Origin of the sequence: Alkalibacterium sp., assembly GCF_046484155.1 — a bacterium.
In the GTDB taxonomy this organism is placed as follows: domain Bacteria; phylum Bacillota; class Bacilli; order Lactobacillales; family Carnobacteriaceae_A; genus Alkalibacterium.
The window spans coordinates 1-10,508 of record NZ_JAWOBT010000121.1 but is presented as its reverse complement, the minus strand read 5'-3'; the positions used below and the strand labels follow the sequence as shown (position 1 = coordinate 10,508).

The window sequence follows — 10,508 nt, the reverse complement described above, 5'->3', positions numbered from 1 at the left end:
CGCTTAATATTCCAGCAAATAGAATTTATTACTTTCATGAAATTTTCAGAAAGTTTTTATTCTCATGTATAACCTTACCACATATCTTTTTCACATGCAAAATCGTCCGATAAAAATGATTTGGATTTAAAAAATGTTTGGTCTCAGGCTTTTTCTGACTTAAAATATGAATGTTAACTATAATATAGCAGAAGCATGTGAAAAATAAAAGGATGATCGGTGGAGTTCGAATGAGTATTCTGAACAAAAAAGGATAGAGAATCAGACTACTGTTCACGACTGCTCTATGGGTAGATAACTTTTCACTTAAATGAGTGGATGTCGGTGAAATGATCTGACGAAGATGATAATACTTAGCCAACATCTTTTTCAGGAAAGCCATGCCGATCTTCGCACACAGGTAGTCGGTATGAACAAGCATAGCTTGATTATTATCTGACATGACATTCTTTTTTCTGAATTTTCTGTCTTGATTATATGAGAGTAAAAAACCATAGTGAAACAAGGGCTAAAGCTAGCAATACCTCCCCCTTCTGGTGTATAGTGAAAGCGATAACAACGTTAAAGGGGAGGATGATATGTACCGTTCGGATATGTTCACACCAGAGTTGGTTTTTTATATAGGCAGTACACTACTCGAAGGGCCAGTTTGGGATGCAAAAAACGAGCTGATATATTGTATATCGATTACGGATGAAATTATCTATCAGTTGAACACTGACACAACTGAAATCAAAACCTTTAAAACAGACGGACACGTAGGCGCGGTTGTTCTTGATTCAGAAGGGATGCTGCTTTCTGCTGAGAAAAATGGCATCTTTCGAATCGATCCGGAAACAGGTGAGCGTACTCCAGTCACTCATCCCAACAAGGATATGCGGCTGAGGTACAATGACGGGAAACTAGATCCCGAAGGACGTTTTTTTGTGGGAACGATGGGACAAGATGAAATCATTGAAAATGCTGCTGAACTGTACGTCATTGAAAACGGTGAAGCTGAAGTCGTCTTGGACAATCTTTCTTTTTCGAACGGGCTGGGCTGGTCTCGGGATGGCAAGAAATTTTATCATATCGATTCAGCTACCAAGACGGTGAAGAAATATGACTACGATAGTGAAACGAAACAGGTAGCCAACGGAAAAGTACTGGTCGAGCTGACAGACGGCAGTACGCCTGATGGTCTGTGTGTCGATATCTGTGACGATATCTGGGTGGCCGAATACGGCGGTGGGAAAATCTGCAAGTGGGATTCAAAAACGGGCGAAAAAATATTTGAGATCCCGATGCCTGCGACGAACGTGACGTCCTGCTGCATTGGCGGAAAAGAGAACGAGTTTCTCTACATTACGACAGCTAAAGATCATGAAGATGAAGAAGATCTGTCCGGCGGATTATTTAGAGTGAGAATCAGGTAGATAATATGCGGTAAAATGCACAAAAGCCCGACAGCCGCTTTTAACTAAGTGGCTGTCGGGCTTTATTTTATAGCGTATCATATAAAATTGATGTGATAGAGAATGTGTTGATTATACTGCGGCTTTGACAGCTTTAATTAGGATTTCTTCGACTTCTACGGCAGCACCGTGTAGAGAATCATTTCCAATCATATCGATAAGCACAGTTGGTTTCAAAACACCCGCATAGACGGCATTTTCTTTTTCATATACAACGACTTTACATGGTAAGAAGTAGCCTGCTTCAATTTGTTGGTCTAATACTTCTTTAGCTAATTTAGGGTTACATACCTCTAAAACGGTGAAGTTGTTAGCAAAATCAAAGCCTTTGCCTTCTATCTTGTCTTTTAGGTTTACTTCATACAGTACCCCGAAAGAGTTATCTGTAATAGCCTGTTTTAGTTTTTCTAATGTTTCTTCGTATGAGCGTGAACTTTTTTCTTCGAATGCATAATTCATGTGATAAATTCCTCCTACTATAAAATATCTTACATTTATCATTGTCTCTTAAATATTATGAAATAGCAATCGATATGCTTACAAATAGTAAGAGTCGGGATTTGTCAAAAATAGGTCTTAAGTCCCTGGCGTTTTAAAGGGTTTCGTGATTAAATTAAGACATAATAAATTCAAAGGAGCCAAATTATGCTACCAGACATTATGGAATATTTACCGATTATCATCCCGCTTTTGCTATTACAACTGATCCTGATAGTGACAGCTTTGCTTGACCTGATCAAGAACGATCGGCTGGAACAGAACAATAAAATCGTGTGGGCACTCGTGATTATATTTGTTAATCTGATCGGACCGATTTTATACCTCATATTCGGAAGGAAAGAAGACTGATGGCAGTTCTGGAGATCAGTCATCTGAAGAAAGCTTTCGGCAAACAACCGGTTTTAGAGGATGTGTCTTTCGCAGTCGAGAAAGGATCTATCTTTGGGTTTATTGGGAAAAACGGGACCGGCAAAACCACCACGATGAACATCGTGCTGGGCTTGCTGAAAGCCGAAGCCGGTGAAGTGAAAGTGAACGGTGAAGTCGTTACTTATGGCGATACCAAGACGAACCGTTTTGTCGGTTATCTGCCGGATGTGCCGGAATTTTATCCTTTTTTGACCGCTCGAGAATTTATGCAGTTGAGTTTAGATGTCAGTGGTTCAAAAGTGAACGACGGGCATCAAAAAATCTCGGATTTATTAACGATGGTGGGGCTGGAGGATACAAACAAACGTATCAGCAATTATTCGCGCGGCATGAAGCAGCGGCTGGGTATTGCTCAGGCCCTGATTAATGATCCGGTATTACTTATCTGTGACGAGCCGACGTCTGCACTGGATCCGATCGGAAGGAAACAGCTGTTATCCGTGCTTGAAAGAGTAAAAGAGAAAACGACGGTCGTCTTCTCGACTCACATCCTCAGTGATGTCGAAGCGGTATGTGACGAGGTGGCTATTTTAGATCGAGGCGTGATCGTCAAACAGGGCTCTCTCAGCGAGTTGAAGGAACAGCTGTCTACAGAGAGGTGGAGCGTCACCTTGGAGACGCTCGAAGAAGCGGTCAAGGTGAAAGAAGCGCTCGTTGACAGTGATAGGGTATTCAACATCATTCAAAGTGAAAAGAATGTCGAAGGTGAAACAACGAATGCCAGACAAGCCATAGGTTTAATCATGGAAGTTGTCATGGGGTTAGGCATCATACCGGAAAAAATCGAAAGAAAAGAACCGACAATGGAAGAAGTTTTTCTGGAGGCGACAAAATGAGAGGGACCCTGGCTTTTTTTAAAAAAGAAATCATTGAACACATAAGGAATTACAAGCTGTTCATCTTTTTCATCGTTTTTGCCATAATCGGGATCCTCAGTCCGCTTAGTGCCAAATTCTTGCCTGAACTGCTGGAGGGTCTGATGGATGAGAACATCACCATTATTTTACAGGAACCCACATATGTCGATTCGTGGATACAGTTTTTCTCTAATATCAATCAAATCGGCCTGGTCGTGATGGTGGTCGTTTTCAGCCCGATGATGGCCCGGGAATATGAAAAAGGCACGCTGGTCCATATGGTCACCAAAGGTTTGCCCCGGCTGTCCATTTATAGCGCCAAGCTGAGCATCCTTTACTTGAGTTGGACCGTGTTTTACTGGTTCAGTTTTGCGATCACATTAGGCTACACCTATTATTATTTCCCGGACAGCTCGACAGAAGGTTTGTTTTTATCCACGTTCAGTCTGTATGTCTTTGGTTTGATGCTGCTGGCTTTACTCTTGTTTTCCGCTATTTTGCTTGAGAGCACCTTTGCGCCTTTATTATCCGTAGCCGGCTTTTTGGGGTTACTGTTTTTGGGAGAATTGATTCCCGTCATTCAGGAATGGAGCCCATTGCAGCTTAGCGGCCGCAATGTGGAGTGGCTGACGGGGGTGGAGCTGGATCAGGAGATGATTCAAAGTTTCGGTTTGACAAGTATCCTCATCCTTCTATTTATCATAGGTGGGGGTATCATCTTCAAGAAAAAAGCCATCAATTAAAAATAAGCATAGGCGTCTACATAGTTTGTAGATACCTATGCTTATTTTGTTGTCGAACATTAAGTGAACTGAACGTAAATGTCCAACCCAAAGGGGATCTCGTCTTCAATGACTTCATCCTTTTTGCGGTCATATATCATATATGGGCCTCCGGTAACGTAAACAAAAGCAGTAAGTAAATACTTGTCTTGATAAGACTGGATCGTGTTGGCCAAGTCTTCTGGCAGGGACCCTAAAGTAATGTCCTCGATTTTAACCAATGTTTTTCCTTTAGCTTTATTCACGAAATCGACATTGACTGTCGTGATGTTTTCAAATTTAAAGACTTGATTCGATAAGGGTGTAAAATCGTCCTTCGTTTTACCGGAATAGAAATTTTTGAATGGATCTTCTTCTACCATCTGTTCTACGATTCTGTCGACTATTTCTTCATCTGCCTGTACATCTTTATCTGTGATCTTTAATTCATGTTTGACAGCGTGCTCGTCAGTGCCTTTTGATTCGGTTGATTCTCTGGATACAGAATCACCTTTCTTGCTTTTGAAAAAATCAAATAGTCCCATAGTTAATCTCCTTTTTAAAAATCACTGTAATTCAAGAATACTGAAAGTGCTTTATTTAGTCAATTGATGAATCGAAATTAATTGATAAGTTATATCAAGCGCTATGAGTTGAAGTTGTATCAAAGCGGTGACAAACTAGTGGTGTAATGATTTTTCAAGGAGGGGTTTTAATGATAAAAACGTATAGAATAGCAGAGAATCCGCCATTCCCAAATCATCCACTGCCAGTCCTGTATTATCCTCATGCCTTAGATGACGTGCTTGAGCGGTCTGATCCTGCTGAAAGTGTGAAAACATTCTTCAGTGACAATGGCTACAGTAACGGCTGGGTAAATGGTATTTATGCTTATCACCATTTCCACTCGAACACCCACGAAGTGTTGGGCTGCATAGCTGGAAGAGGGACAGTTCAACTGGGTGGTCCGGACAAGGATGAATATCCTTTAAGTAAAGGAGATGTCGTGCTCTTACCGGCAGGGGTGGCGCATAAGCTGACAAGTTCCACAGATGATTTCAAAGTGGTGGGGGCCTACCCCAATGGCATGGAACCCGACATGCAGTACGGTGAGGCACCGGATTATGATAAAGTTCAGAAAAGAAGTTACGATGTCTTGGTCCCGGTCACAGATCCTGTGACGAAGTTTGAAGGTCCGGTGCATAGATACTGGGAATTGTAGTTGTAAAAAGGTACTGAAGCTGATGCTTCGGTACCTTTTTTATCCGGATAAATAAACCGTTTACATATAAGGTAGTCTTATACTAGCTATAAAAATAAACAGTTAGACTTCTATTGAATAAGCCTATATGATTGTCTTGTAAGCGATTACCATAAAGGTTTATAAATAACAGAGCTAATGTTTATCACCCACAATTAGATTATAAAATATTATAGGAGGCGTAGCATGAGAGAAGTTGTTATTGTCGAAGCAGCACGAACACCGATTGGATCTCACGGAGGAACATTGAAGGGTGTTTCAGCAGTAGATTTAGGCGTGACCGTTGTAAAAGGTGTCATGGAGAGAGCTAAACTTGATCCGAGTCAGGTAGACGAGTTGATCTTCGGAAACGTTTTAAGTGCGGGATTAGGCCAGAACGTCGCAAGACAAGTCGCCATCTATTCTGGGATTCCGGAAGAAGTGCCGTCGTTTGCCTTAAATAAATTATGCGGCTCAGGACTTAAAGCGGTTGCTCTTGCAGCTCAAGCGATCATGGTAGGCGATGCGGACGTCATTATTGCAGGCGGAACCGAAAGCATGAGTAATGCGGCTCACGTCATTGAAGACGCACGCTGGGGCAAACGTATGGGTGACATGAAAGTCGTCGATACAATGCTCAAAGACGGCTTGGTCGATACCTTTAACGATTATCATATGGGTATCACAGCTGAAAACATCAATGATAAGTACGGATTCACACGAGAAGAGCAGGACAATTTCTCTCTGACCAGTCAAAACAGAGCAGAAGCAGCAATCAAAGCGGGCAAATTCAAAGATGAAATTATTCCTGTTGCGGTACCGCAGCGTCGCGGAGAGCCCGTCATCGTGGACACAGACGAATTTCCAAGATTCGGCATGACATATGAAAAACTAGAAAAAATGCGTCCGGCATTCAAAAAAGACGGTTCTGTGACAGCGGGCAATGCGTCGGGGATAAATGACGGTGCAGCTGCGTTGATCTTGATGAGCAAGGAAAAAGCAGATGAGTTAGGCATGAAACCACTTGTGACTTTAACCGCTTATGCAAGCGCCGGAGTGAGCCCGACGATCATGGGATGTGGACCGATTCCTGCTACTCAAAAAGTATTGAAAAAGGCGAATTTAACTGTTGAAGATTTAGATTTGATCGAAGCGAACGAAGCCTTTGCGGCTCAGTCATTAAGCGTTGTTAAAGACCTGAAATTGAATACAGACATCGTTAACGTCAACGGTGGAGCGATTGCTTTAGGTCATCCAATCGGGGCTAGTGGCGCACGTATCCTGGTCACACTGATTCACGAAATGCTTAAGAGAGATTCTAAAAAAGGTCTCGCAACATTATGTATTGGCGGCGGACAAGGTATTGCCGTTACAGTAGAAAGATAGGAGGATAAGGATGGATAAGGTTATAGGAATTAAAGAAGCAATCAAAGATATCAGAGATGGCGATACACTAATGATCGGTGGCTTCATGGCCAATGGTGCTCCAGAAAAACTGATTGATGCTCTGATCGAAAAAGGAGTCAAGGATATCATCTTGATCAGTACAGATACTGGCTTGGTGACAACCGGATCAGGCAAACTGATTGCTAGAAAATTAGTGAAAAAATTATATGCTTCCCATATTGGAACAAATAAAGAAACAGGGCGTCAGATGAACGAAGGGGAAACAGAGGTTGAACTCGTTCCTCAAGGCACACTGGTCGAACGTATTCGCGCCGGTGGGTATGGTTTGGGTGGCATTTTAACAAAGACTGGCTTAGGAACATTGGTTGAAGATGGGAAGCAGAGAATCACCGTTGATGGTGAGGAATATTTACTTGAAACACCATTGAAAGCGGATTTTGCACTCATTCACGCAGCGAAAGCGGACCGAAACGGGAATCTGGTGTATAAAGGATCAACAAACAACTTTAATAATGTCATGACTGCAGCAGCGGATGTGACGATCGTCGAAGCGGATGAAGTGGTTGAAAACGGTGAGATCGATCCGAACTTTGTGCATACGCCCGGCGTATTTGTCAATCATGTCGTGGATGGAGGCGCAATCAATGGATAAATTAGAAATGCAGGAGTTTATTGCAAAACGTGTAGCAAAAGAACTGGAACACGGCTTAGTTGTCAACCTGGGTATTGGCTTGCCAACGAAAGTAGCGAACTATGTCCCTGAAGGTATCGAAGTCATCTTCCAGTCTGAAAATGGGTTTGTCGGATTGGGTTTAACACCGACTGAAGAGAATCTGGATCCCAACATCGTCAATGCAGGCGGCATGCCTGTTACGATCAGACCGGGCGGTGCATTCTTTGACTCATCTGTTTCATTTGGAATTATTCGTGGCGGACACGTTGATCTGACTGTGTTAGGTGCCTTGCAAGTGGATGAAAAAGGAAATATTGCGAACTATATGATTCCCGGAAAAATGGTTCCTGGTATGGGTGGCGCAATGGATCTGCTCAGTGGAGCTAAAAAAGTTATCGTTGCTATGGAACACACTGCCAAAGGAAGACATAAGATTTTGGAAGAGTGTAACTTACCGCTCACAGCATTAGGGGCAGTGGATAGTATCATCACTGAAATGGGCGTAATCAAAGTAACGACTGAAGGACTGCTTTTAACTGAAATCAATCCGGAATTTACTGTCGAAGAAGTACAGGAAGCTACGGGTGCAAAACTTTACGTAGACAAAGAACTAAGAAAAATGGAAATATAAAAAATAATATAAATGGAGGAATAAATTATGGTACAAGGAAAAGTTGTTTTCATTACAGGTGCAGCAAGCGGAATCGGACATGCAATCGGTTTGGAATTTTTAGAAAAAGGTGCCAAAGTCGTCTTCACTGACGTCAACGAAGAAAAACTCAATGAAGTAACAAAAGAATTACAGGCTCAAGGAAAAGACTGCATAGGCATCAAAGTTGATGTAACGAAAGAAGAAGATATCAAAAATGCGTTTGATCAAACGCTCGAAAAATATGGTCGGTTAGATGTTTTACTTAACAATGCCGGTTTACAACACGTTTCACCAATTGAAGATTTCCCTACAGAAAAATTCGAATTCATGATCAAAGTCATGCTGACTGCACCGTTCATGGCAATTAAACATGCGATGCCGATCATGAAAAAACAAAAATTCGGACGCATCTTGAATATGGCTTCAATCAACGGGTTGATCGGATTTGCCGGAAAATCAGCTTACAACAGTGCGAAACACGGCGTTATCGGTTTGACTAAAGTAACAGCTTTAGAAGCGGCTGAATACGGCATTACAGTTAACGCTATCTGCCCGGGTTATGTCGACACACCACTCGTTCGTGGACAGTTGAGCGACTTGGCTGAAACCCGAAACGTTCCTTTGGAAAGTGTGCTGGAAGATGTTATCTATCCATTAGTACCTCAAAAACGTTTGCTTGATGTATCTGAAATTGCACACTTAGCTTTATTCTTGGCAAGTGACGATGCTAAAGGCATAACTGGTCAGGCATCAGTGCTTGATGGTGGCTACACCGTTCAATAATTTTCAAATAAGGGAAAGGAAACGGTAGAGACAGATAAAGTCTGTTTCTACCGCTGTTTCCTTATTAATAACTGTAAGGTCAAAAGGCATAGGGAATGCCTGCAGTATTAAAATGAAGTTCGATTAGATAAGAGGAGTGAAAAAAGTGGAAGTATTAGGTATTATTATTGGGTTATTTATATTGATGGGCTTAGCCTATATGGGCTATTCAATTATTTGGGTTGCCCCACTTGCTGCCGGGTTCGTTGCATGGACAGGCGGTCTTAATTTACTAGAAGCATACACGGGCGTTTATATGTCTGGACTTGTCGGGTTCCTGCAGACATGGTTCCCAGTATTCATGCTTAGTTCCATCTTTGGTAAATTGATGGAAGATACAGGCATGGCACGTTCGATCGCTTTAACGCTTTCTCAATTATTAGGAGAAAAAAGAGCGATACTAGGCGTGTTCATATCTGCTGCTGTACTGACGTATGGCGGGATCAGTTTATTCGTTGTGGTATTTGCGGTTTATCCACTGGCCTTATCTTTATTTAGAGAAGCCAATCTGCCAAGACGTTTGATACCGGCAACCATTGCTTTAGGTGCGTTTACCTTTACAATGACAGCTTTACCAGGAACACCACAAATTCAGAACCTGATTCCTATACCTTATTTCTTCACATCGCCAACTGCCGCACCTATCATGGGTATTGCCGCAGCTTTAGTTATGGCGATCGGTGGTTATTTCTACTTGATGTGGAGACAGAAACAGTTGATCAATAAAGGTGAACTTTTTGACGAACCAAAAGACAACACAGTTGTTGAAGTATCAGATGCAGTCCCTAACGTATTTTTATCATTGATTCCACTTCTATCCGTTTTAATTACGTTGAATATATTGGAATGGAACATTGTCGTCTCATTGATGGCGGGTATTATACTTATTCTGCTTTTAAGCTTACCAAGAATTAGAAGCATTGGTGTGACGAGTTCTGTTAATGCGGGTGCAAAAGGATCCGTTACGGCTATCTTGAATACCAGTGCGGCGGTTGGTTTTGGTACAACGGTACAGGCTGTTCCAGGCTTTGCCATTTTAACTTCTGGTTTAATGTCTATTCCAGGGAATCCACTTGTTTCACTATCAGTAGCGATCAACTTGCTTGCTGGTGCAACAGGTTCAGCTTCAGGTGGTATGGGAATTGCCTTAGAAGCACTTGGTGAACAGTATTATAACTTGTCACAAACATCAGGTATCTCTCCTGAAGCATTCCATAGAGTAGCTTCTATCTCATCGGGTGGTCTGGATGTTCTACCACATAACGGTGCGGTATTGACCTTACTCACGATCACAGGGTTGACTCACAAAGATAGTTATATGGATATCGCTGTTGTAGCGATTGTTATTCCTATTGCTTCTGTTGTTGTCGCTATTATCTTAGCTTCAATGGGCTTATATTAAAAAACAGGACTTCTTTATCAAATATCAGATAGAAAACGAGTGAGCTATGAGAAATCATAGCCTCACTCGTTTTTTCGTTTTGGAGCATATTCGATATAAGTATTGCAATCTTATGTTGGTATTTGCATGCCCTCCAGGCTATCCGAAGCCGAGCTGAAGGGCACGCAATCGGGTAATGCGTGCCCTCCGGCTATCCGAAGCCGAGCTGAATGGCACGCAATTGGTCATCGCATGCCCTCCGGTTATCCGAAGCCGAGCTAAAGGGCACGCAATCGGTCATCGCATGCCCTCCGGCTACCCGAAGCCAAGT

Annotated in this window: 12 protein-coding genes; 10 read left to right on the top strand and 2 right to left on the bottom strand. The window is 42.3% G+C overall.

Annotation, left to right across the window (positions count from 1 at the left end):
- Positions 1 to 578: 578 nt before the first annotated feature.
- On the top strand, positions 579 to 1,415 hold the full coding sequence (locus R6U02_RS08885) for an SMP-30/gluconolactonase/LRE family protein (protein ID WP_410263259.1): 837 nt from the start codon (positions 579 to 581) through the stop codon (positions 1,413 to 1,415).
- A 111-nt stretch (positions 1,416 to 1,526) separates the two neighbouring features.
- On the opposite strand, the gene R6U02_RS08880 is transcribed toward R6U02_RS08885, so the two are convergent.
- Positions 1,527 to 1,913 carry a DUF302 domain-containing protein gene (locus R6U02_RS08880; RefSeq protein WP_410263258.1) on the bottom strand — a complete coding sequence of 129 codons (387 nt, stop codon included), beginning with the start codon at positions 1,911 to 1,913 and terminating at the stop codon, positions 1,527 to 1,529.
- A 186-nt stretch (positions 1,914 to 2,099) separates the two neighbouring features.
- Here R6U02_RS08880 and R6U02_RS08875 point away from each other — a divergent pair, with 186 nt between their 5' ends.
- Genes R6U02_RS08875 through R6U02_RS08865 form a run of 3 tightly spaced genes read left to right on the top strand, consistent with a single transcriptional unit; the run spans position 2,100 to position 3,984 of the window.
- Positions 2,100 to 2,303: a PLD nuclease N-terminal domain-containing protein gene (locus R6U02_RS08875; protein ID WP_410263257.1), complete on the top strand. Its 204-nt coding sequence runs from the start codon at positions 2,100 to 2,102 to the stop codon at positions 2,301 to 2,303.
- A complete protein-coding gene (locus R6U02_RS08870; protein ID WP_410263256.1) occupies positions 2,303 to 3,220 on the top strand; it encodes an ABC transporter ATP-binding protein in 918 nt (305 codons plus the stop codon). Before R6U02_RS08875 ends, R6U02_RS08870 begins: the two co-directional genes overlap by 1 nt.
- On the top strand, positions 3,217 to 3,984 hold the full coding sequence (locus R6U02_RS08865; protein WP_410263255.1) for an ABC transporter permease subunit: 768 nt from the start codon (positions 3,217 to 3,219) through the stop codon (positions 3,982 to 3,984). Before R6U02_RS08870 ends, R6U02_RS08865 begins: the two co-directional genes overlap by 4 nt.
- A 59-nt stretch (positions 3,985 to 4,043) precedes the next feature.
- Here the strand turns inward: R6U02_RS08865 and R6U02_RS08860 are convergent, their stop codons facing one another.
- Positions 4,044 to 4,547, bottom strand: coding sequence for a hypothetical protein (locus tag R6U02_RS08860; RefSeq protein ID WP_410263254.1), 504 nt, complete (start codon positions 4,545 to 4,547; stop codon positions 4,044 to 4,046).
- A 170-nt stretch (positions 4,548 to 4,717) separates the two neighbouring features.
- Between R6U02_RS08860 and R6U02_RS08855 the strand changes: the two genes are divergently transcribed.
- The 6 genes from R6U02_RS08855 (at position 4,718) to R6U02_RS08830 (ending at position 10,198) form a co-directional block, all read left to right on the top strand.
- The gene (locus R6U02_RS08855; RefSeq protein WP_410263253.1) at positions 4,718 to 5,224 is read left to right on the top strand and encodes a cupin domain-containing protein; all 507 of its coding nucleotides are present in this window, start codon (positions 4,718 to 4,720) and stop codon (positions 5,222 to 5,224) included.
- Between the two features lie 225 nt (positions 5,225 to 5,449).
- Positions 5,450 to 6,628, top strand: a complete 1,179-nt coding sequence (locus tag R6U02_RS08850) for an acetyl-CoA C-acetyltransferase (protein ID WP_410263252.1) — start codon at positions 5,450 to 5,452, stop codon at positions 6,626 to 6,628.
- 10 nt (positions 6,629 to 6,638) lie between these two features.
- The gene (locus R6U02_RS08845; RefSeq protein ID WP_410263251.1) at positions 6,639 to 7,301 is read left to right on the top strand and encodes a CoA transferase subunit A; all 663 of its coding nucleotides are present in this window, start codon (positions 6,639 to 6,641) and stop codon (positions 7,299 to 7,301) included.
- Entirely contained in the window at positions 7,294 to 7,953 is a 660-nt protein-coding gene (locus R6U02_RS08840; RefSeq protein WP_410263250.1) for a 3-oxoacid CoA-transferase subunit B, read from the top strand. The genes R6U02_RS08845 and R6U02_RS08840 overlap by 8 nt, the downstream gene beginning before the upstream one ends.
- A gap of 27 nt (positions 7,954 to 7,980) precedes the next feature.
- A complete protein-coding gene (locus tag R6U02_RS08835) occupies positions 7,981 to 8,757 on the top strand; it encodes a 3-hydroxybutyrate dehydrogenase (protein ID WP_410263249.1) in 777 nt (258 codons plus the stop codon).
- Positions 8,758 to 8,902: 145 nt separating this feature from the next.
- The gene (locus R6U02_RS08830; RefSeq protein ID WP_410263248.1) at positions 8,903 to 10,198 is read left to right on the top strand and encodes a GntP family permease; all 1,296 of its coding nucleotides are present in this window, start codon (positions 8,903 to 8,905) and stop codon (positions 10,196 to 10,198) included.
- Positions 10,199 to 10,508 lie beyond the last annotated feature (310 nt).

What these genes read in the sequence shown, in the direction of transcription:
- R6U02_RS08885 (WP_410263259.1), top strand. Translation starts at nt 579, where the DNA reads ATGTACCGTTCGGATATGTTCACACCAGAGTTGGTTTTTTATATAGGC.
- R6U02_RS08880 (WP_410263258.1), bottom strand. Translation starts at nt 1,913, where the DNA reads ATGAATTATGCATTCGAAGAAAAAAGTTCACGCTCATACGAAGAAACA.
- R6U02_RS08875 (WP_410263257.1), top strand. Translation starts at nt 2,100, where the DNA reads ATGCTACCAGACATTATGGAATATTTACCGATTATCATCCCGCTTTTG.
- R6U02_RS08870 (WP_410263256.1), top strand. Translation starts at nt 2,303, where the DNA reads ATGGCAGTTCTGGAGATCAGTCATCTGAAGAAAGCTTTCGGCAAACAA.
- R6U02_RS08865 (WP_410263255.1), top strand. Translation starts at nt 3,217, where the DNA reads ATGAGAGGGACCCTGGCTTTTTTTAAAAAAGAAATCATTGAACACATA.
- R6U02_RS08860 (WP_410263254.1), bottom strand. Translation starts at nt 4,547, where the DNA reads ATGGGACTATTTGATTTTTTCAAAAGCAAGAAAGGTGATTCTGTATCC.
- R6U02_RS08855 (WP_410263253.1), top strand. Translation starts at nt 4,718, where the DNA reads ATGATAAAAACGTATAGAATAGCAGAGAATCCGCCATTCCCAAATCAT.
- R6U02_RS08850 (WP_410263252.1), top strand. Translation starts at nt 5,450, where the DNA reads ATGAGAGAAGTTGTTATTGTCGAAGCAGCACGAACACCGATTGGATCT.
- R6U02_RS08845 (WP_410263251.1), top strand. Translation starts at nt 6,639, where the DNA reads ATGGATAAGGTTATAGGAATTAAAGAAGCAATCAAAGATATCAGAGAT.
- R6U02_RS08840 (WP_410263250.1), top strand. Translation starts at nt 7,294, where the DNA reads ATGGATAAATTAGAAATGCAGGAGTTTATTGCAAAACGTGTAGCAAAA.
- R6U02_RS08835 (WP_410263249.1), top strand. Translation starts at nt 7,981, where the DNA reads ATGGTACAAGGAAAAGTTGTTTTCATTACAGGTGCAGCAAGCGGAATC.